20 protein-coding genes and 1 pseudogene are annotated in these 21717 nt (G+C 63.5%); 16 read left to right on the top strand and 5 right to left on the bottom strand.

What is annotated here, in order from left to right:
- The 6 genes from lnt to EOA75_RS09355 form a co-directional block, all read left to right on the top strand.
- On the top strand, positions 1-922 hold a 922-nt coding region (gene lnt / locus EOA75_RS09380; RefSeq protein ID WP_127324122.1), incomplete at its 5' end, for an apolipoprotein N-acyltransferase.
- Positions 923-1061: 139 nt separating this feature from the next.
- Positions 1062-1484: a helix-turn-helix transcriptional regulator gene (locus EOA75_RS09375; protein WP_095777507.1), complete on the top strand. Its 423-nt coding sequence runs from the start codon at positions 1062-1064 to the stop codon at positions 1482-1484.
- 167 nt (positions 1485-1651) lie between these two features.
- The gene (gene metK, locus EOA75_RS09370) at positions 1652-2929 is read left to right on the top strand and encodes a methionine adenosyltransferase (RefSeq protein WP_066996328.1); all 1278 of its coding nucleotides are present in this window, start codon (positions 1652-1654) and stop codon (positions 2927-2929) included.
- Between the two features lie 20 nt (positions 2930-2949).
- Entirely contained in the window at positions 2950-3651 is a 702-nt protein-coding gene (locus tag EOA75_RS09365; RefSeq protein ID WP_127324121.1) for a tRNA (guanosine(46)-N(7))-methyltransferase TrmB, read from the top strand.
- Positions 3652-3822: 171 nt separating this feature from the next.
- Entirely contained in the window at positions 3823-4122 is a 300-nt protein-coding gene (locus tag EOA75_RS09360) for a DUF1778 domain-containing protein (RefSeq protein WP_067324525.1), read from the top strand.
- 3 nt (positions 4123-4125) lie between these two features.
- Positions 4126-4635: a GNAT family N-acetyltransferase gene (locus EOA75_RS09355; protein ID WP_095824230.1), complete on the top strand. Its 510-nt coding sequence runs from the start codon at positions 4126-4128 to the stop codon at positions 4633-4635.
- Between the two features lie 101 nt (positions 4636-4736).
- Here EOA75_RS09355 and EOA75_RS33935 read toward each other — a convergent pair whose 3' ends face one another.
- A complete protein-coding gene (locus tag EOA75_RS33935) occupies positions 4737-4877 on the bottom strand; it encodes a hypothetical protein (RefSeq protein WP_164747328.1) in 141 nt (46 codons plus the stop codon).
- 304 nt (positions 4878-5181) lie between these two features.
- Between EOA75_RS33935 and rimP the strand changes: the two genes are divergently transcribed.
- From rimP to EOA75_RS09305, 10 genes are all read left to right on the top strand, one after another.
- Positions 5182-5817: a ribosome maturation factor RimP gene (gene rimP, locus EOA75_RS09350; protein ID WP_067324531.1), complete on the top strand. Its 636-nt coding sequence runs from the start codon at positions 5182-5184 to the stop codon at positions 5815-5817.
- Between the two features lie 45 nt (positions 5818-5862).
- Positions 5863-7455, top strand: a complete 1593-nt coding sequence (nusA, locus tag EOA75_RS09345) for a transcription termination factor NusA (protein WP_066996346.1) — start codon at positions 5863-5865, stop codon at positions 7453-7455.
- A 32-nt stretch (positions 7456-7487) separates the two neighbouring features.
- Positions 7488-8138, top strand: a complete 651-nt coding sequence (locus tag EOA75_RS09340) for an RNA-binding protein (RefSeq protein ID WP_082980511.1) — start codon at positions 7488-7490, stop codon at positions 8136-8138.
- Positions 8135-10702, top strand: coding sequence for a translation initiation factor IF-2 (gene infB, locus EOA75_RS09335; RefSeq protein ID WP_127324120.1), 2568 nt, complete (start codon positions 8135-8137; stop codon positions 10700-10702). Before EOA75_RS09340 ends, infB begins: the two co-directional genes overlap by 4 nt.
- A gap of 127 nt (positions 10703-10829) precedes the next feature.
- Positions 10830-11249: a 30S ribosome-binding factor RbfA gene (rbfA, locus tag EOA75_RS09330; RefSeq protein WP_067324535.1), complete on the top strand. Its 420-nt coding sequence runs from the start codon at positions 10830-10832 to the stop codon at positions 11247-11249.
- On the top strand, positions 11250-12212 hold the full coding sequence (gene truB / locus EOA75_RS09325; RefSeq protein ID WP_095777499.1) for a tRNA pseudouridine(55) synthase TruB: 963 nt from the start codon (positions 11250-11252) through the stop codon (positions 12210-12212). It begins immediately after the preceding gene.
- A gap of 183 nt (positions 12213-12395) precedes the next feature.
- The gene (corA, locus tag EOA75_RS09320; RefSeq protein WP_095824402.1) at positions 12396-13490 is read left to right on the top strand and encodes a magnesium/cobalt transporter CorA; all 1095 of its coding nucleotides are present in this window, start codon (positions 12396-12398) and stop codon (positions 13488-13490) included.
- Between the two features lie 147 nt (positions 13491-13637).
- Positions 13638-13949: a 30S ribosomal protein S15 gene (gene rpsO / locus EOA75_RS09315; protein ID WP_275955123.1), complete on the top strand. Its 312-nt coding sequence runs from the start codon at positions 13638-13640 to the stop codon at positions 13947-13949.
- Positions 13950-14331: 382 nt separating this feature from the next.
- Positions 14332-16482: a polyribonucleotide nucleotidyltransferase gene (gene pnp / locus EOA75_RS09310; protein WP_095824224.1), complete on the top strand. Its 2151-nt coding sequence runs from the start codon at positions 14332-14334 to the stop codon at positions 16480-16482.
- A gap of 81 nt (positions 16483-16563) precedes the next feature.
- Positions 16564-17574 (top strand): class I SAM-dependent methyltransferase, encoded by a 1011-nt coding sequence (locus tag EOA75_RS09305; protein ID WP_127324119.1) that lies wholly within the window; start codon positions 16564-16566, stop codon positions 17572-17574.
- A gap of 72 nt (positions 17575-17646) precedes the next feature.
- Here the strand turns inward: EOA75_RS09305 and EOA75_RS09300 are convergent, their stop codons facing one another.
- The 4 genes and pseudogenes from EOA75_RS09300 to EOA75_RS09285 all read right to left on the bottom strand — a co-directional run.
- Complete coding sequence (locus tag EOA75_RS09300) at positions 17647-19200, bottom strand: bifunctional diguanylate cyclase/phosphodiesterase (RefSeq protein WP_127324118.1); 1554 nt, start codon at positions 19198-19200, stop codon at positions 17647-17649.
- A 102-nt stretch (positions 19201-19302) separates the two neighbouring features.
- Positions 19303-20115, bottom strand: coding sequence for an enoyl-ACP reductase FabI (fabI, locus tag EOA75_RS09295; protein WP_127324117.1), 813 nt, complete (start codon positions 20113-20115; stop codon positions 19303-19305).
- 12 nt (positions 20116-20127) lie between these two features.
- The gene (gene fabB / locus EOA75_RS09290) at positions 20128-21348 is read right to left on the bottom strand and encodes a beta-ketoacyl-ACP synthase I (RefSeq protein ID WP_127215722.1); all 1221 of its coding nucleotides are present in this window, start codon (positions 21346-21348) and stop codon (positions 20128-20130) included.
- A gap of 127 nt (positions 21349-21475) precedes the next feature.
- Positions 21476-21717: pseudogene (locus EOA75_RS09285) on the bottom strand (beta-hydroxydecanoyl-ACP dehydratase); the annotation flags it as partial.

Here is a 21717-nt window from a genome sequence, read left to right as displayed (position 1 = left end):
TTTCAGGCTTGCCGTCCCAGCCCCGCCGGCCACCCGCTCGATCGACGTGCGCATCGTTCAGCCCGCCGTCGACCTCACCGAGAAATGGGATGCCTCGGTGCGCGACCGCATCTTCGCCACGCTGATGGGGATTTCGGCGAAGGCACCGGAGCAAGGCCATGCCAAGCCGCAACTGATCCTGTGGCCGGAAACGTCCGTGCCGTTCCTGTTCACGGAGCGTCCGGACGCGCTGACGGCCTTGGGCGATATGCTGGGCGACGGCCAGATGCTGATCGCCGGCGTGGTGCGCGAGGAGGGTGGCGCAGGCAATGCCGGCAGCCGTTATTACAACTCAGTGGTGGCGATCAACGACAAGGGCGAGATCGTCGATGCTGTCGACAAGGTGCATCTGGTGCCGTTCGGCGAATATCTGCCTTTTGCCGGCCTGTTCGAGCGTTTCGGCGTAGGCCAGCTCGTTGCCGGACCGATGAATTTCGCCGCCGGCAACGAACGCCATCCGATCGCGGTGCCGAACGGCCTGCGCGCGGTTCCGTTCATCTGTTACGAGGTCATCTTTCCTGACCTCGTTGCAATCGATGCAGCGTCATCCGAGCTTATTGTGAACGTCACCAACGACGCCTGGTTTGGCGACACGCCAGGCCCTTACCAGCACTTCAGGCAGGCGCAGATTCGTGCGGTGGAGAATGGAGTGCCTTTGTTGCGTGCGGCCAACAACGGCATCTCCGCCGTTGTCGATTCGCGTGGGCGCATCGTCGATGCCCTGGCAGTCGATGCGCGCGGCGCCATCGACGCCCATGTGCCGGTTTCCGGGCGCGCCCTGCTAACCGCCGATCAGCGGCGAATTAACGGATTGCTGATCATGTTGCTGTTTGCCCTCGCGGCCCTCACATTGAATGTAAGGCAGCGGCTACGGGTGAATTGACAGTCGGCACATTAGAAACTCATACTGTAACGCCTAAAATTTTCTCGAAGTCGGTTGGAGGGGTCTGTTGGGGCAGGTGGCTCCGGTTTCGTTTGGGCGGCAAAAATAGAAAAAGCCGGAAAAATTCGGCGAGGAAAAAATGACAGAAGAGAACAAGAAGAAGCCGAATCCGATCGACATTCATGTCGGCAGTCGTATTCGGCTGCGTCGCAATATGCTTGGAATGAGCCAGGAAAAGCTGGGTGAAAATCTCGGCATCACGTTTCAGCAGATACAGAAGTACGAAAAGGGGACCAACAGGGTCGGCGCCAGCCGCCTGCAGGCAATCGCCTCCATCCTGAGCGTCCCTGTCGCCTTCTTCTTCGAGGACGCCCCCGGTCAGGAGGCGGTCACCGGCAATCGGGGATTTGCCGAGGATGCCTCGATGACTTTCGCGATCGAATTCTGCGGCAGCCCGGAAGGGCTTCAGCTCAATCGTGCCTTCGTCAAGATTCCCGACGTCAAGGTGCGGCGCCGGATTATCGATCTTGTGAAGTCCCTTTCGCCGGACGACGCCGAGTGAATCCAGGCTCATGTCGCCGGCGGTGCCCTGCCGCCGGTGGCACAAGTTGATTGTGCCGATAGTCATGCCAGATCTGTCGCGCCGCTTGACGAGCGGCGCCCGGCACCGCTAACACGTGGCGCGCCAAAATCGGCAGCCTTGCCGATCCTTTTCAAGAGGGGACACCCGTGACGCGGCAGAACTATCTCTTCACCTCGGAATCCGTCTCCGAAGGCCATCCCGACAAAGTCTGTGACCGTATCTCCGACGAGATCGTCGATCTCGTCTATCGCGAGGCCAGGAAGACGGGCATGGACCCGTGGAAGGTGCGCGTTGCCTGCGAGACGCTGGCCACCACCAACCGCGTCGTCATCGCCGGCGAGGTCAGGGTTCCCGAGACGCTGCTGAAGAAGGACAAGGCAGGCAACATCCTCAAGGATGCGGCGGGCCACCCGGTCGTCAATCCGACCAAGTTCAAATCGGTCGCCCGCAAGGCCATCCGTGAGATCGGCTACGAGCAAGCCGGCTTCCATTGGAGGACGGCCAAGATCGAGGTGCTGCTGCACGGCCAGTCGCCGGACATTGGCCAGGGCGTCGACAATGCCGCCGACCGCCAGGGCGAGGAAGGCGCGGGCGACCAGGGCATCATGTTCGGCTATGCTTGCCGCGAGACGCCGGACCTGATGCCGGCGCCGATCTACTACAGTCACAAGATCCTCGAATTGCTTGCCGCCGCGCGCCACGAAGGCAACGGCGAGGCCGCCAAGCTCGGCCCGGACGCCAAGAGCCAGGTCACCGTGCGCTATGCCAACGGCAAGGCGGCGGAAGTGACGCAGATCGTGCTTTCCACCCAGCACCTCGACTCGAGCTGGGATTCCAAGAAGGTCCGCAATGTCGTCGAGCCATACGTCCGCGAGGCGCTTGGCGAACTCAAGGTCGCCGACGACTGCAACTGGTACATCAACCCGACCGGCAAGTTCGTGATCGGCGGGCCAGACGGCGATGCCGGCCTGACCGGCCGCAAGATCATCGTCGATACCTATGGCGGTGCTGCGCCCCATGGCGGCGGCGCCTTCTCCGGCAAGGACACCACCAAGGTCGACCGTTCGGCTGCTTATGCGGCGCGCTATCTCGCCAAGAACGTGGTAGCGGCCAAGCTCGCCGACCGCTGCACCATCCAGCTTTCCTACGCCATCGGCGTCGCCCAGCCGCTGTCGGTGTATGTTGACCTGCACGGCACCGGCAGGGTCGACGAGGCCAGGCTCGAGGAGGCGCTGCGCAAGGTGATGGACCTCTCGCCTTCCGGCATCCGCCGTCATCTCGACCTCAACAAGCCGATCTACGCGAAAACCTCGTCCTATGGCCATTTCGGCCGCAAGGCCGGCCGGGACGGTTCCTTCTCCTGGGAGAAGACGGACCTTGCCAAGGCGCTCAAGGACGCGGTTGCCGATGCGATTGCCGCCTGACGGCTTCGCCAGACCTGTTCATGGAGCCAACCGACAGGCCAAGCCGCGCGACCGAAGCATTTTTCGGCCGCCGGCACGGCAAGACCATTCGTCCGCAGCAGGCCAAGGCGCTTGAACGTGGCTTGCGCGCCTATCGCCTCGACCTGACGGCGGAGGCACCCGCGGACCTTGGAACGCTGTTCAAGGCGGACGTTTCAGCCTGTCGGCTCGAGATCGGCTTCGGCGGCGGCGAACATCTTCTGCATCGCGCGACGGAGGCTCCGGCGACCGGTTTCATCGGCGTCGAGCCCTTCGTCAACGGCATGGCCAAGATGATGACGGCGCTCGACAAGCGCCCGCTCGCCAATCTGAAAGTCTATGACGACGACGCCACGCGTCTGCTCGACTGGCTGCCGCCAGCCTCGCTCGACGGCATCGACCTGCTCTATCCCGATCCGTGGCCGAAGAAGAAGCACTGGAAGCGGCGCTTTGTCAGCCCCGCCAATCTCGACCGGTTCGCCCGGGTTCTGAAGCCGGGCGGGAGATTCCGCTTCGCCTCCGATATCGACAGCTATGTGAACTGGACGCTGCTCGCCTGCCGCGCAATTGGCGGTTTCGCCTGGCAGGCAAACGAGGCTGCCGACTGGCACAAGCCCTATGAGGGCTGGCCCGGCACCCGCTACGAGGCCAAGGCCCTTCGCGCGGGAAGGCGGCCCGCCTATCTGACCTTTATTCGGAAGTAGGCCGACCGAGCACTAACTTCCCAGGAACCGGTAACCAGCCGCTCAGCAGCGGGCGATCGCTTGCAAAGTGGTCTTCCCGGTCGCAGAGAACTCGGCTTGCGGCCGGCTTGGACGATTGATGTATTGCAGTTCGCGCTACATGCTGCCATATTAACGGCATGGAGATTAACTATGGCCGCCACGGTGGAACGTAAGGAATACCCGATCTCGATGCGCCTGCCGGAGGCGGACGTGGCGATCATTGATCGTGCCGCCGCTCTCCGCGGCCGGTCCCGCACGGATTTCGTGCGCGATGCTGCCGTGCGCGCGGCCGAAGATGTGTTGATGGACAGCCGCCTTATCCGCATGAGCCCGGAAGGCTTCGCGGAGTTTATCGAGGTTCTGTCAGCCCCGGTCGCTCCGGTTCCCGACATGGTGGAATTGGCAAAGCGGCCCGCGCCCTGGGAAGCCGGTTACGCAGCAAAGCGCTAGGCCGTGGCCTTATCGGCTCCCGAACCGCTTGGCGCAGCTCACGACGTTTCCGGGTTTTCCTGCGGGAAACCTACACTTGATCACTGGCTGAAAACGCGCGCGCTCTCCAATCAGGAGAAAGGCTTCACGGCCGTTCTCGTTGTCCACGAGGCCGGCCGAGTGGTCGGATATTATGCCTTGGCGCCGACGGCTGTGGTGCCGTCGATCTTGCCCCGGTCGATTCGCACAGGGCAACCGCCCGATCCGGTGCCCTGTCTTCTCCTTGGCCAGCTTGCGACCGATACAGAATGGGCTGGGCGCGGTGTCGGCACTGGCTTGCTGAAGCACGCGCTCCAGCGCTGCGTTCAGGCTGCAGATCTGATTGGAGGACGTGCGCTCATGGTCAATGCAATCGACGGGGAGGCGGCGCAATTCTGGCAAAGACGGGGATTTCTGCCGACGAAGGACGATCCGCTTGTCTTGTTCCGTTCGATTGCTGCAATCGCTGCGTCGCTCGTAGAAGCCCAGAAGTAGGGGCGAGGGCTGCCTCTCGAAGAAGCCGCGACCGCCAACGAATTCTGCGCCTCGAGGCTTAAGCTCGAACTCAGCTATTGTCCGTTTCTTCCGTGGGCGGCCTAAAAGCGGCCGAGCTTGTCGAAAGCGGCCGGGTCGATGCCGAGTTTCTTCAGGTCGCTGCGGCGCGGCTTGCGGTTCGCCTCGACGGCCCGCGATGCGGCAGCCGCGCTGCCGAACGTGCCAAGAAAATCGCCAACCACAAAAAACAATCCACGGTCCATGACAAATACCTTCGCGCGCCAGTGCGCCCGACCTTTCTTTCTGCACCGCAACATAGATGGTTGTCGGCAGGCGAAGGTTACAGAGGCGCCGGCGCATGGCTGCCATGCTCGGCACGCAACGCTGCTACCGTCGGGGCTTCCGATGCATCGTCAGGCTTGAAACGCCGGGCGGGATCGTTTATATCAGCCTCAAATTCTTGGTCGGTATGACGAAGAGTGGGTCCACCCGGTCCCGCTCTTTTTTGTTACCTGCCGGCCGGAGCGACAAGGCGACAGGAAACTTATGACCGCAGCGGCAAGCGAGGCCGACGACCGTATCATCCGCGAAAGCGGTATCGATGCGCGCATTGCGCTGATCATACAGCCGGTGCTGAAGGCCATCGGCTTCCGCCTCGTGCGGGTGCAACTGACCGGCCAGAACGGGCTGACGCTGCAAATCATGGCCGAGCGCGACGACGGCACCATGACCGTCGAGGATTGCGAAGAGGTCAGCCGCGCGGTTTCGCCCGCGCTCGATGTCGAAGATCCGATCGAAAAGGCGTATCATCTCGAAGTCTCGTCGCCGGGCATCGACCGGCCGCTGGTGCGCAAATCGGATTTCACCACCTGGACCGGCCATCTGGTCAAGATGGAGACGTCGGTCCTCATCGGCGACCGCAAGCGCTTCAAAGGCAAGATCGCCGAGGCGGACTCCGACGGCATCTTGCTGGAGCGCGACAAGGCGGCCTATGGCGAAGAGCCGACGGTGCGCGTGCCCTATGACGCGATTGCCGAGGCGCGTCTGGTGCTGACCGACGATCTTATTCGCGAGGCCCTGTCGAAGGACAACAGGGCCCGCAAGGAAGCAAAAAAACGCCGAGGCGAAGCGGAAGAAGATGCAGTCGCCGGCGAAGAAAGCGAAACCGAACAGGAAAGTTGATCGAGCTTCAGGGCCGATGCCCGGAGCGAAGTCGGGAGAAAGACAATGGTTGTAAGCGCCAACAGGCTCGAACTGCTGCAGATCGCCGATGCGGTCGCGCGTGAAAAGTCGATCGATAAGCAGATTGTCATCGCCGCGATGGCCGATGCGATCCAGAAAGCGGCGCGTTCGCGTTATGGGCAGGAAACCAATATCCGTGCCGACATCAATCCCAATACGGGCGAGATGAAGCTGCAGCGGCTGATGGAAGTGGTCGAGAAGGTCGAGGATTACGCGACGCAGATCGCCCTTTCCACGGCGCGCGAGCGCAATCCCGACGCCCAGCTCGGCGACTTCATCGCCGAACAGCTGCCGCCGATGGATTTCGGCCGCATCGCCGCGCAGTCGGCCAAGCAGGTCATCGTCCAGAAGGTGCGCGAGGCCGAGCGCGATCGTCAGTATGACGAGTACAAGGACCGTATTGGCGAGATCGTCAACGGCACCGTCAAACGCGTCGAATATGGCAACGTCATCGTCGACCTCGGCCGCGGCGAGGCGATCATCCGGCGCGACGAGCTGATCCCGCGCGAGAACTACAAATATGGCGACCGCGTCCGCGCCTATGTCTACGACGTGCGCCGCGAGCAGCGCGGCCCGCAAATCTTCCTGTCGCGCACGCATCCGCAGTTCATGGCCAAGCTCTTCACCATGGAAGTGCCGGAGATCTACGACGGCATCATCGAGATCAAGTCGGTCGCCCGCGATCCGGGCTCGCGCGCCAAGATCGCCGTCATCTCGCGGGATTCCTCCATCGATCCGGTCGGCGCCTGCGTCGGCATGCGCGGCAGCCGCGTCCAGGCGGTGGTCGGCGAATTGCAGGGCGAGAAGATCGACATCATTCCGTGGTCGCCTTCGGCCGCTTCCTTCATCGTCAACGCGCTGCAGCCGGCGGAAGTCGCCAAGGTAGTGCTCGACGAGGATGCCGAGCGCATCGAGGTGGTCGTGCCGGACGACCAGCTGTCGCTGGCCATCGGCCGCCGCGGCCAGAATGTTCGTCTTGCCTCGCAGCTCACCGGCTGGGACATCGATATCCTGACCGAGCAGGAAGAGAGCGAGCGCCGCCAGAAGGAATTCGTCGAGCGTTCGGCCCTCTTCATGGAAGCCCTCGATGTCGACGAGATGGTCGGCCAGGTGCTTGCCTCGGAAGGCTTCACCAGCGTCGAGGAAGTCGCCTATGTCGATTCTGGCGAAATCTCCTCGATCGACGGCTTCGACGAGGACACCGCTTCGGAAATCCAGTCGCGCGCCCGCGAATATCTGGAGAAGATCGAGGCCGAGCACGACGAGAAGCGCAAGGCGCTCGGCGTCGAGGACGAGCTGCGCGAAATCCCCGGCATCACCACGGCCATGATGGTGACCCTCGGCGAGGACGGCGTGAAGACGATCGAGGACTTCGCCGGCTATGCCGCCGACGACCTGATCGGCTGGAAGGAACGCAAGGACGGCGAGACCAAGGTCTATCCCGGTGTGCTCGCCGATCACGGCGTCTCGCGCGCCGATGCCGAGCAGATGGTGCTGACCGCTCGCAAGAAGGCCGGCTGGATTTCCGAGGAAGAACTGGCCGCTGAGGAAGCGGCCGGTGAAACCGTCGGTGCGTGAGGTGACCACCAATCGCAAAACCCGTGGACGACATGAACGATCGCACTTGCATCGTCACGCGCAGGCAGGCCGAAGCGGATGAACTGATCCGCTTCGTCGTCGGCCCGGATTCGGCCGTCGTTCCGGACATCAAGCGAAATCTGCCCGGCCGCGGTTGCTGGGTCACCGCCGATCGCCTACATATCGACAAGGCAGCGGCGAAGAACCTGTTTGCCCGCGCCTTCAAGGCGCAGGTCACCGTTCCAGCCGAACTCGGCGACATGGTCGACGGGCTGCTTTCCAGATCCGCCCTGGGCATGTTGGGTCTTGCTCGCAAGGCCGGAGCGGTCGTACTGGGCGCCGCCAAGGTAGAGGCTGCCGTGCGCGACGGGCAGGCGCTCTTCGTGCTGCACGCGAAGGAAGCCTCGGACGACGGCGTGCGCAAGATCAGTCAGGCGCGGCGGGCAACCGTTCATCTCGGCGGCCCCGCTACACCGGCCTACAAACTTTTCCCCGAAGCCGAGTTGAGCTTGGCATTGGGGGGTACAAATGTGATACATGCTGCCGTCCTCGCGCAGGATGCGGGTAAGGCGGTTGAGAAGCGCATGGTTGCGCTCGACCGTTATCGGGGCGGAACCCCGGACGATTTGGCAATGCTTGCGGCCGTTGCTGACGATGATGATGCCGCAGAGGATATGGAATGAGCGATACGAAATCGGGCGACGACAAGACGTTGAGCGTTACGCCGAAGAAGACCTTGACGCTGAAGCGCCCTGGTCTCGAGCAGGGCACCGTGCGCCAGAATTTCTCGCACGGACGCACCAAGTCGGTCGTGGTCGAGACCAAGAAGCGCAAGTTCTCGCTGCCCGGCGACAAGCCGGAGCCGGTGGCGCCGTCCGTCTTCACCCCGAAGCCCGCAGCCGTGGCACCCGCGCCTGCCGTGCCGGAAGCGCCGAAGGCGCCGCCGCAGCCGGAACGCTCCGGCATGGTGCTGAACGAATTGTCGCGCGGTGAGATGGAAGCGCGCCGCAGGGCGCTCGAAGGCTCGAAGGCGCGTGAGATCGAGGATCGTCAGCGCGCCCAGGAAGAGGCCAAGCGCCGCGCCGAGGAGGAAGAGCGCCGCAAGCGCGAGCGTGAGGAGTCCGCCCGCCGTCAGGCCGAGGAAGAGGCACGTCTGCAAACCGAGGCCGAGTCCCGCCGCCGCGCCGAGGAAGAAGCGCGCCGCCGCGCCCCGCAAGCCGCCGAACTGGCCACGGCCGACGAGGAAGAGGAGGTCAAGCCGCGGCGCCCTGGTGGTGCCGGCGCCGGAGCGCCTGTGCGCCGTCTGGTCACGCCGGAAGTCGCGCGGCCGGCCAAGCCGACCAAGGGCGAGGAAGACCGTCGCCGCGGCAAGCTGACGCTGAACACCGCGCTGTCGGATGAAGATGCGCGCGGCCGCTCGCTGTCGTCGATGCGCCGCCGCCAGGAAAAATTCAAGCGCGCGATGCACAACGAGCCGCGCGAGAAAGTCATGCGCGAAGTGATCCTGCCCGAAACCATCACCATCCAGGAACTGGCGCAGCGCATGTCCGAGCGCGCCGTGGACGTGGTCAAGTTCTTCATGAAGCAGGGCCAGATCTTGAAGCCGGGCGACGTCATCGACGCCGATACGGCCGAGCTGGTCGCTTCCGAGTTCGGCCATACGGTCCGCCGCGTCGCCGAGTCCGACATCGAGGAAGGCCTGTTCAACATCGCCGACCGCCCGGAAGACCTGGTGTCGCGTCCGCCCGTGGTGACCATCATGGGCCATGTCGATCACGGCAAGACCTCGCTGCTCGACGCCATCCGCAACGCCAATGTCGTCTCAGGCGAGGCCGGCGGCATCACCCAGCATATCGGCGCCTACCAGATCGAGAAGAACGGTCAGAAGATCACCTTCATCGACACGCCCGGCCACGCCGCCTTCACGGCGATGCGCGCTCGCGGCGCCCAGGTGACCGACATCGCCGTGCTGGTGGTGGCGGCCGACGACAGCGTCATGCCGCAGACGATCGAATCGATCAATCACGCCAAGGCGGCCGGCGTGCCGATCATCGTGGCGATCAACAAGATCGACAAGCGCGACGCCGACCCGCAGAAGGTGCGCACTGAACTGCTGCGCCACGAAGTGTTCGTGGAATCGATGGGCGGTGAGGTGCTGGACGTCGAGGTTTCGGCGACCAAGGGCACCAATCTCGACAAGCTGCTGGAAGCGATTCTGCTGCAAGCCGAAGTCCTCGACCTCAAGGCCAATCCCGACCGCACCGCCGAAGGCGCGGTCATCGAGGCGCAGCTGGACAAGGGCCGCGGTCCGGTCGCCACCGTGCTGGTGCAGACCGGCACGCTGATGCCCGGCGACATCATCGTCGCCGGCAACGAATGGGGCCGTGTCCGCGCGCTGGTCAACGATCGCGGCGAGCATGTGCCGGAAGCGCCGCCGGCAATGCCGGTCGAGGTGCTCGGCCTCCAGGGCACGCCGCAGGCAGGCGACCGCTTCGCGGTCGTCAACAACGAGGCGCGTGCGCGTGAGATCACCGAGTATCGCCAGCGCCTGGCGCGCGAGAAGGCGGTGGCCAAGCATGCCGGCCAGCGCGGCTCGCTCGAGCAGATGATGTCGCAGTTGCAAGCGAGCGGGCTGAAGGAGTTTCCGCTGGTCATCAAGGGCGACGTGCAGGGCTCGATCGAAGCGATCAACGCTGCGCTCGAAAAGCTCGGCAACGACGAGGTCAGGGTACGGATCGTTCATTCGGGCGCCGGCGGCATTACCGAGACCGACGTCTCGCTTGCCGAGACCTCGGGCGCTGCGATCATCGGCTTCAACGTCCGCGCCAATGCGCAGGCGCGCACGGCTGCTGCCGCTGCCGGCATCGAGATCCGCTACTATTCGATCATCTACAACCTCGTCGATGACGTGAAGGCAGCTCTTTCCGGCATGCTCTCGCCCGAGCGGCGCGAGACCTTCATCGGCAATGCCGAGATCCTCGAGATCTTCGACATCTCGAAGGTCGGCAAGATCGCCGGCTGCCGCGTCACCGAAGGCAAGGTCGAGCGTGGCGCGGGCGTGCGCCTGATCCGCGACAACGTCGTCGTCCACGAAGGCACGCTGAAGACGCTGAAGCGCTTCAAGGACGAGGTTTCGGAAGTGCCGGGCGGTCAGGAATGCGGCATGGCCTTCCAGAACTACGAGGACATGCGCGTCGGCGACGTCATCGAGTGCTTCCGCGTCGAGATGGTGAGCCGGACGCTCTAATTTCGGATATACCTGCCGGAATTCACCGGGCGGCGGCCGCAAGGCTGCCGCCCGAGATCCTTGTTTCGTAGTTGAGACATGTGGCGCGGTCCCATCCCGCGCTTCACGATTTCAGGACTGAAGAAAAATGTCCCGTTCGACAACATCAGGCCCCTCCCAGCGCATGCTGCGCGTCGGTGAGCAGGTGCGTCACGCCCTATCCGAGACCCTGCAGCGCGGCGAAATCATCGACCCGGTGATCGAGAACAGTGTCGTCTCGGTCTCGGAAGTACGCATGTCGCCCGACCTCAAGATCGCCACCGCTTTCGTTTCTCCGCTTGGTGTCGGCGACGCCGATGCCGTGGTCGGGGCGCTCAACAGGCATGCGAAATTCATTCGCGGCCGCGTCTCGGGCGCGCTCAGGCAGATGAAGTACATGCCCGAGTTTCGCTTCCGGCTCGATACGTCTTTCGACAATTTCGCCAGGATCAACGAATTGCTGAAATCGCCCGAGGTCGCGCGCGATCTCGACCACCAGAATAAAAACAACGACAAGGACGAGGAATAGGTGGCGCGCCGCGGCAAGAAGAAGGGCCGGCCGGTCTCCGGCTGGGTGGTGCTGGACAAGCCGGTCGGCATGGGCTCGACCGAAGCCGTCTCCAAGATCAAATGGCTGTTCCAAGCGGAGAAGGCCGGCCATGCCGGCACGCTCGACCCGTTGGCTTCCGGCATGCTGCCGATCGCGCTCGGCGAGGCGACCAAGACCGTGCCTTACGTGCAGGATGGCGCCAAGGTCTACCGCTTCACCGTCGCCTGGGGCGAGGAGCGGTCGACCGACGACCTCGAAGGGCCGGTGACGAACAGCTCGGACCGCCGCCCGGCCGAGGCCGAGGTGCGGGCGCTGCTGCCGAAATACACCGGCGTCATCATGCAGACGCCGCCGCAATTCTCTGCCGTCAAGATTGCCGGCGAGCGCGCCTACGATCTTGCCCGCGACGGCGAGACGGTCGACATTCCCGCCCGCGAGATCGAAATCGGCCGTTTGGACATCGTCGAGCATGGTGTCGATAGAACCGTCTTCGAGGTCGAGTGCGGCAAGGGCACCTATGTGCGCTCGCTGGCGCGCGACATGGGTCGCGATCTGGGCTGCTTCGGCCACATCTCCGAGTTGCGCCGCGTCGAGGTCGAGCCGTTCACGGCGGACGATTTCGTCACCGTCGCCGAGCTCGAAGCGGCGCGCTTCGGCGGCAAGACCGATGAGAATTCGGACGAAGAAGCCGAGGTGTCGGTCGATTTCGGCGCCATCGATGCGCTGCTGGTCGAGACCGCCGCAGCGCTTGACTGCCTGCCGCAGGTCGCCGTCAGCGATGACGCCGCGACCAAGATCCGCCTCGGCAATCCCGTCATCATTCGAGGGCGCGACGCGCCGGTCGAGGCCGAGGAGGCCTGTGCCACGGCGCGCGGCAAGCTCGTCGCCATCGGCGCCATCGAACAGGGCATGTTCAAGCCCAAGCGGGTCTTTGCCGGTTGACGGCACTCGGCTAGTTTCGGCTCGCAGTTCCAGGAAAACGTGTAACGGTTCTCGTCGGAATTGCATGAAAACCGACGGTTAGAGCAGCGATCTGCTATGACGTCGCGCCCCAGGGGAGCTCATGGCCCAGATGAATCATGGCCCAGAGGAATCATGGCCCAGAGGATTATGGCCCAGAGGATTGTGGCAATGGCTGAGACCGTCGGAAAGCGGGCGCCGCTGAAAATCCGCCGGCCGCCGGTCGGCGCTTCGCCCGGCACCTTGATCGCCGATCCGGCGGCGCGGCGCAGCGAGCTTCGGCTGACGTTGATCTCGCCGGAGAAATACAAAACCATCGACAATGCCAGCATCGACGAGCTCAACACCCATTGCGACCGCTGGCCGGTCGTCTGGCTTGATTGCACGGGGCTCGCGAACATCCCGCTGATCGAAGAGATCGGCCGGATTTTCGACCTTCATCCGCTGGCGCTCGAGGATGTCGTCAACACCGGCCAGCGGCCGAAGGTGGATTTCTTCGAGGACCACGCCTTCGTCGTCATGCGCATGATCGACGATGTCGCCGCGCATCGCTACGAGCAGATCGCGGTGTTCTTCGGCGAGAATTTCGTCGTCACCTTTCAGGAGCGCGAGGGCGACCCGTTCGATCCAGTGCGCAAGCGCATCGCGGCTCCCATGCCCAACCGGCTGCGCTCGCGCGGCGCCGACTATCTCGCCTATGCGCTGATCGACGCCATCGTCGACAGCTATTTCCCGCCGATCGAGACGGTGAGCGAATTGGTCGACGGCATCGAAGACCAGATGCTCAACACGCCCCACAAGCACCAGATGCGGCAGTTGCACGAATTGCGGCGCGACGCCAATGTGCTGAAGGGCGTTCTGTGGCCGATGCGCGACGCGCTGGCGACGCTGATCCGCAACGACGTGCCCTTCGTGCAGGCCGAGACCAAGATATTCTTCAACGATACGCTCGACCATGCGCTGCGGCTGATCGAACTAGTCGAGACCCAGCGCGACATGCTGACCGGCTTGATCGAAATGCATCTGTCGCTGACCCAGGCACGCACCAACGACGTCATCTCCTATCTGACCATCGTCTCGGTGATCTTCATGCCGCTCACCTTCCTCGTCGGTGTCTGGGGCATGAACTTCGACCCGGATAGCTCGCCCTGGAACATGCCGGAGCTCAAGGCCTACTACGGCTACCCGGCGGCACTTTTGTTCATGCTGGTCGTTGCTGTCGGGCTCGTCGCCTTCTTCAAATGGAAGAAGTGGCTGTAGCAGCAGAACCCTCTGTTTTTGCGGCAGGACATGCGACAAGCCGGCTTGACAATTAGTCTGGTGTTTTGCGGGAAATTGCACTATATGCGCGGCAGCTTCGCGCCCTGACGCGCTGCTTGCACCGGCCCCTGCTGGACGACATCCCGGCTGAGGGCGTCCCGTTTCCTCGAACAGATAAGGAAAAACACGATGTCGATTACTGCCGATCGCAAAAAAGAACTGATGGCCGAATTCGCGACCGCGAAGGGCGATACCGGGTCCCCGGAAGTCCAGGTTGCCATCCTTTCCGAGCGCATCAAGAACCTGACGGAGCACTTCAAGGACCACAAGAAGGATAACCATTCCCGCCGTGGTTTGCTTGCTCTCGTTTCCCAGCGCCGCAGCCTGCTTGATTACCTCAAGCGCAAGGATGACACGCGCTATCAGACGCTGATCGACAAGCTCGGTCTCCGTCGCTGACGAATTGACCGGCGGGCTCTCTGCGGAGAGCCCGCCGGTCGCGCATTGGCGGACCGGTCGCTCCGGTGCCCGATGCTGGAGTGGAGCGCGCCGCGCTCTCGAAATTCGCATTCGCGCATGGCGCGTCTCGGAAACAGGGGTTTCCGGCGTCGTGCGCAAAGGACCGGCCGACCGGTCGGCCAGACCCGGTTCCGGAAGCGCAAAGGGCCGTTCGGAACCGCCCATGGACGGTCATGGGGCAGGATTGCAGGATGCTCGCTCGGCAATCGCCACCTGTCGAGCTTCCCGTTGTCTTGCCCGTGGCTGCCCGAAGGAAGCCAGGGAAGGGATGCTCCGCGACCGTTGAGACGGCGCGGCCCTTTCCGCACATGAAGGACAAGATATGTTCAATCAACACAAAGTGGAAATCGAATGGGGCGGCCGTCCGCTCATCCTGGAAACCGGCAAGATCGCTCGCCAGGCTGACGGCGCGGTGCTCGCCACCTACGGCGAGACCGTGGTTCTCGCCACCGTCGTTTCGATGAAGGAGCCGAAGCCCGGCCTCGATTTCTTCCCGCTCACCGTCAATTACCAGGAAAAGACCTATGCCGCCGGCAAAATTCCGGGCGGCTACTTCAAGCGCGAGGGCCGTCCGAGCGAGAAGGAAACGCTGGTTTCCCGCCTGATCGACCGCCCGATCCGCCCGCTGTTTGCTGACGGCTACAAGAACGACACCCAGATCGTCGTCACCGTCGTCCAGCACGATCTCGAGAACGATCCGGACATCCTGTCGATCGTCGCTACCTCGGCCGCGCTCACGCTGTCCGGCGTGCCCTTCATGGGCCCGATCGGCGGCGCCCGCGTCGGCTACATCAACGGCGAGTATGTGCTCAATCCGCATATCGACGAGATGGAGGAATCGAAGCTCGACCTCGTCGTCGCCGGCACCGCCGACGCCGTGCTGATGGTCGAATCCGAGGCCAAGGAGCTCAGCGAGGAGCTCATGCTCGGCGCCGTCGTGTTCGGTCACAAAAGCTTCCAGCCGGTGATCGACGCCATCATCAAGCTGGCCGAGGTCGCCGCCAAGGATCCGCGCGACTTCACCGCGCCGGACCATTCGCAGCTCGAAGGCGAGATGCTGAAGGTTGTCGGCGACGAGCTTCGCGACGCCTACAAGATCATCGAGAAGCAGTCCCGCTACGCGGCCGTCGACGCCGTCAAGGCGAAGGTCAAGGCCGCGTTCACGCCGGCCGAAGGCGAGGATCCGAAATACTCCTCCGAGCAGATCGCAAGCGTCTTCAAGGAGCTCCAGGCCAAGGTCGTACGCTGGAACATCCTGGACACCGGCTCGCGCATCGACGGCCGCGACCTGAAGACCGTGCGCAAGATCGTCGCCGAAGTCGGCGTCCTGCCGCGTACCCATGGTTCGGCGCTGTTCACCCGCGGCGAGACTCAGGCGCTGGTCATTGCCACGCTCGGCACCGGCGAGGATGAGCAGTTCGTCGATTCGCTGACCGGCATGTACAAGGAGAAGTTCCTCCTCCACTACAACTTCCCGCCCTATTCGGTTGGCGAAACCGGCCGCATGGGCTCGCCGGGCCGCCGCGAGATCGGCCACGGCAAGCTTGCCTGGCGCGCGATCCACCCGATGCTGCCTTCGGCGGACCAGTTCCCGTACACGCTGCGCGTCGTCTCGGAGATCACCGAGTCGAACGGCTCGTCCTCGATGGCGACGGTCTGCGGCACCTCGCTGGCGCTGATGGATGCCGGCGTGCCGATCGCCAAGCCCGTGGCCGGCATCGCCATGGGCCTGATCAAGGAAGGCGAGCGCTTCGCGGTGCTCTCCGACATCCTTGGCGACGAGGATCATCTCGGCGACATGGACTTCAAGGTCGCCGGCACCGCCAACGGCGTCACCTCGCTGCAGATGGACATCAAGATCGATGGCATCACCGAGGAGATCATGGGCATCGCGCTCGGCCAAGCCAAGGAAGGCCGGCTGCACATCCTGGGCGAGATGGCGCATGCCATATCTTCCTCGCGCGCCGAGCTCGGCGAATTTGCGCCGCGCATCGAGGTCATGCACATCCCGACCGACAAGATCCGCGACGTCATCGGCTCCGGCGGCAAGGTGATCCGCGAGATCGTCGAGAAGACCGGCGCCAAGATCAATATCGAGGATGACGGCACGGTCAAGATCGCGTCGGCCAACGCCAAGGAGATCGAGGCGGCGAAGAAGTGGATCCACACCATCGTCGCCGAGCCGGAAGTCGGCGAGATCTACGAAGGTACCGTCGTTAAGACGGCCGACTTCGGCGCCTTCGTCAACTTCTTCGGCCCGCGCGACGGCCTCGTCCACATCTCGCAGCTCGCCAATGAGCGCGTCGCCAAGACCTCCGACGTCGTCAAGGAAGGCGACAAGGTTTGGGTCAAGCTGATGGGCTTCGACGAGCGCGGCAAGGTGCGCCTGTCGATGAAGGTCGTCGACCAGGCGACCGGCAAGGAAATCGTTCAGGAAAAGAAGAAGCCGGAAGGCGAGGAAGACGCCGCCTGATTGGCCTGACCGCATGATTGAAACGGGCGCGCTGCAAGGTCGCGCCCGTTTCTATTTCAAGCGCCCTTCAAGGGTAGGTGAATGGCCGCTGAGCCGCTGAAGACGCTGTTCTATCCGTTCGAGGCCGAAGCGCTGCCTTGGCCGCGAAGCGATGCCCGCATCCTGTTTCTTGGGACTGAGCCTGGTTTCCGTTTGCCCGGCGGCGTCACTGCGGCGCTGCATCTCGTGCAAGGTTTTCGGCCGCATTTTCGTGCTCTGCAGGCAGCCGGCTATTCGGTCACGCCGCAGGCGGAAGGCTCGGCCTTCGATGCTGCCCTTGTGCTGGCCGGCCGGCATCGCGGCCAGAACGAGCTGCGCATCGCCGAAGCCATCGAGCGCGTCGCGCCCGGCGGGTTGATCGTCGTCGCTGGCGGCAAGGAAGACGGCATCGATAGCCTGCGCAAGCGCGTGGGCGCGCTGTCGCCGCTCGAAGCCCACCTGCCGAAGCATCACGGCGTCGCCTTCTGGTTCCGCCGGGCCGGCATGGATGCGGCCCGGGCGCTTCGCGCCGCCAACCCTGATCTGGTCGTCGAAGGCCGCTTCCGCACCGCGCCCGGCATGTTCTCCTTCGATCGGGTCGACGCAGGATCGAAGCTTCTGCTGGACAGCCTGCCGCAGGGGCTTGCGGGCAATGTCGCCGATTTCTGTGCCGGCTGGGGCTATCTGGCGGCCGAAGTGATGGAACGCTCGACAGGGCTGTCCGGTCTCGACCTCTACGAAGCGGATTTCGAGGCCCTGGAGGCGGCAAGGGTCAATATCCCCGCAACCGCTGTCGAGCCGCGCTTCTTCTGGACCGATCTGCTGACCGAAACGGTCGAGCGAGGTTACGACGCGATCGTCATGAACCCGCCCTTCCACAGCGGCAGGGCTGCCGACCCGGGCATCGGCGCTGGCATGATCCGCGCGGCATCAAAGGCACTGAAACCAGGTGGACGCCTGTTCATGGTGGCGAACCGGCAGTTGCCCTACGAACAGGTGCTGGCGGGAGCCTTCTCCAGTCACGCCGAGGTTGCGCGCGATGGCATGTTCAAGGTGTTTTCGGCGCGGCGTTAAAAGCAACTCCAGGAAAAGCGCGTGAGACGGTTTTCCGTCCCCGTGATTGCTCCAGGAAAAGAATGCAGCGCCCTACTGCAGGCTGACGAGGCGTGCCGGCTCGCGCCTGGCATGAACAGGGCGCAACGCGCCGAGCTCGATCTCGAGCGGCGCGGGGCGGCCGAACAGATAGCCCTGCACGACCTCGCAACCGGCGGCTCTCAGCAGCGTCGCCTGGTTCTCGGTCTCGACGCCTTCGGCGATGATGCCGACGCCGAGCGCCCGCGATAGCCCGACGATGGTCGAGACGACAGCGCCCGAGCTGGAATCGGTATCGATGCGGCTGACGAAGGAGCGGTCGATCTTCAGCTTGCCGAACGAGAAGTCGATCAGATAGCTCAGGTTGGAATAGCCGGTGCCGAAATCGTCGACGGCGACCGAGATGCCCATCTCGGCGAGTTGCCGCAGGATGACGGCCGCGCGGTCGCGGTCCTGCATCATCGCCGTTTCGGTGACTTCGAGTTCCAGCCGCGACGGCTTGATGCCGGTCGATGCCATGGTCTGGCGCACGATGCCGACGAAGTCCCTGGTCATGAACTGGGCCGGCGAGATGTTGACGGCGACGAAGCAATCCTCCGGCAGGTACTGGGCGTCGCTGCAAGCCTTGCGCAGCACCCATTCGCCGATCGGGTTGATCATGCCGGTTTCCTCGGCGATCGGAATGAATTCCATCGGCGGGATCATGCCGCGTTCCGGATGCTTCCACCGGATCAGCGCTTCATAGCCGACGACACGGCCGCCCTGCAGGTCGAATTGCGGCTGGTAGTGGAGGTTGAAGTCGCCGCGGTCGAAGGCGGTTTTCAGCTCCGATTCAATCCATTGCCGGTGGTCCGCAACGCGGCCCATGTCGGCGTGGAAGACCGACCAGTTGCCGATGCCGCCTGCGCGCGCATTCTGCAGCGCCAGGTTCGAACGGCGAAGGATGAGCACCGGATCGACGCCGTCCTTCGGCATCGCCACGATGCCGACGGACATGCTGACCGACTGCAGATGCGTCTGGAGCTGGTAGGGCTCCATCATGCGGTTGATGAATGTTTCGAGGAACCGTTCGAGATATCCCCGGATCTCACGGTCCGGCAAGAGCACGGCGAATTCGCCGGCGCCGAGCCGTCCGATCACGACATCCTCCGGCATGCTCTCCTTCAGCCTTTTGGTGAAGGCGCGGATCAGCTCGTCGCCATGACTGTAGCCGATGGCGTCGTTGATCTGCTTGAAGCGGTCGATGTCGATATCGATCAAGTAGACCGGTTCGCCGGTCTCCAGCGTTTCCGCTGCCGCCGCCGCGACCTTTCCGACGATCGCCTGGCGCGTCAGCAGGCCGGTCATCTTGTCGAAATGGGTTTCCTTGAAGACGTATTCGGCCGATTCATCGATGCCTGCGAAGAAGGACATCGCGGCGCCGCCGGCGGAAAGGGCACAGAGCGCGGCGATGATAGCCGCCATCGTCCCGGCAGACATGCCGGCCAGGCCGTCGCCGAAGCCGAAGCGCAACCCCCAGAGTCCGAGGATAAAACTGCCCATGGCCGAGCTGGCGATGGTGATCAGCCGGAACAGCGGTGTTCGCTTCGGGTTGCTGACTGCAGACATGCAAGGTCCCTGAACTACAGGGCCGTTTAGCGGATACCTCCTTAAAATGGGTTTCCGCCAATGCCTCCAATTTTACTGGAAGGTGCTTTTTTCGTTAGCGAATTATTCGCGGGGGCCGTCGTTCTGCTTCAGTTCCTCTAGCGTCGGCATGGAGACGATGTGATAGCCGGAATCGACATAGTGGATCTCGCCTGTGACTCCCGAAGACAGATCGGACAGCAGGTAGAGCGCCGAGCCGCCAACCTCGTCGATGGTGACGGTGCGCCGTAGCGGCGAATTGCGCTGCTGATAAGAGAACATGTGGCGTGCGTCGGATACGCCTGAGCCGGCGAGCGTCCGCACCGGTCCTGCCGAGATGCCGTTCACCCGAATGCCGCGCGGGCCGTAATCGTTGGCGAGATAGCGCACGCTCGCCTCGAGTCCGGCCTTGGCGACGCCCATGACGTTGTAGTTCGGCATGACCCGCACCGACCCGGCATAGGTCAGCGTGATCATCGAGCCGCCGTTCGTCATCAGCGCGGCGGCATTGCGGGCGATCTCGGTAAAGGAATAGCAGGAGATCACCATGGTGCGGACGAAGTTGTCGCGGCTGGTGTCGGCGTAGAGGCCCTTGAGCTCGTTCTTGTCGGAGAAGCCGATGGCGTGAACGACGAAATCCAGGCCGTCCCAGGCTTCGCGAAGCGTCTGGAAGGTTGCGGTGACCGAGGCGCTGTCCTCGACGTCGCAAGGCACGACCAGCGAGGCACCGAGCTTCTCGGCCAGCGGCTTGACCCGCCGCCCGAAGGCGTCGCCCTGATAGGTGAAGGCGAGTTCCGCCCCGTGTTCGGACAATTTCCTGGCGATGCCCCAGGCGATCGAATGATCGTTGGCGACCCCCGTGACAAGCCCGCGCTTGCCCTTCATCAACCCTTCCATAAAAGGCAATCCTTATGCGGAATAGCGCTGGAAAATCAGCGTTGCGTTGGTGCCACCGAAACCGAAGGAGTTGGACAGGACGGTGTCGATCTTGGCGTTGTCGATGCGCTTGCGCACGATCGGCATGCCCTCGAATTCGGGATCGAGCTCCTCGATATGGGCGCTCTCGCCGATGAAGCCGCCCTGCATCATCAGGATGGAGTAGATCGATTCCTGGACGCCTGCGGCGCCGAGCGAATGGCCGGTCAGCGACTTGGTCGAGGTGATATACGGCATGTGGTCGCCGAACACCTCGCGGATGGCGCCCATTTCCTTGGAATCGCCGACCGGCGTCGATGTGCCGTGCGTGTTGATGTAGTCGACCGGCGTCGAGACGGTTGCAAGCGCCTGCCGCATGCAGCGCACGGCGCCTTCGCCGGACGGCGCCACCATGTCGTAGCCGTCGGAGGTCGCGCCGTAGCCGACGATCTCGGCATAGATCTTGGCGCCGCGCGCCTTGGCGTGCTCCAGCTCTTCCAGCACCAGAACGCCCGCGCCGCCGGCGATGACGAAGCCGTCGCGGTTGACATCATAGGCGCGCGAAGCGGCCGATGCCTTGTCGTTGAATTTCGACGACATGGCGCCCATGGCGTCGAACAGGTCCGACATCGTCCAGTCGAGATCCTCGTGGCCGCCGGCGAACATCATATCCTGCTTGCCCCACTGGATCAGCTCACAGGCATTGCCGATGCAGTGCGCGGAGGTCGAGCAGGCGGACGAGATCGAGTAATTCACGCCGTGGATCTTGAACCAGGTGGCCAAGGTGGCCGAAGCGGTCGACGACATCGCCTTCGGCACCGCGAACGGACCGATCCGCTTCGGGCTGCCGTTCTTGAGCGTCGTTTCGGCGGCTTCCACGATGGTCCTGGTAGACGGTCCGCCGGAGCCCATCACGATGCCGGTCCGCTCATTGGTGATGTCGCTCTCGCCGAGCCCGGCGTCCGCGATCGCCTGATCCATGGCGACATGGTTCCAGGCAGCGCCTTGGCTCAGGAAACGCATTGCGCGGCGGTCGATCATCGCCGACGGGTCGAGCGTCGGCGCGCCCCATACCTGGCAGCGAAAACCGTGCTCGGCGAAGGAATTGGAAAAGCTGATGCCGGACTTGGCATCGTAAAGCGAGGCCTGCACCTCATTGGCGTTGTTGCCGATCGACGACACAATGCCAAGGCCTGTCACTACGACGCGTCTCATTCGCAACTCCTTCCGGCGTAGTTTGGCGAAAAACCTAATTGGTTTCCGCCTTCGATCATACGCAAAATAAACTGCCGCAGCGTCCTTGCGCATCCGCCGGACACGCCAGGGCCCGGGGCGATGGCGATCAGGCGGCGGACTGCTTGGACAGGCCCACCTTCAGATCCGTTGCCGCGTATATGGGTTCGCCATCCGCCTTGAGCCAGCCGTCGGCGATGCCGAGCACGAGGCGGCCACGCATCACGCGCTTGAAGTCGACGCCATATTCGACCTTCTTGACCGATGGCGTCACCATGCCCTTGAACTTCACCTCGCCGGTCGACAGCGCCATGCCTTTGCCGGGTTCGCCGAGCCAGCCGAGATAGAAGC

The sequence above is a fragment of the Mesorhizobium sp. M1A.F.Ca.IN.022.07.1.1 genome (assembly GCF_003997575.1).
Lineage (GTDB): Bacteria > Pseudomonadota > Alphaproteobacteria > Rhizobiales > Rhizobiaceae > Mesorhizobium.
This window is presented reverse-complemented; position numbering and strand designations above follow the sequence as displayed.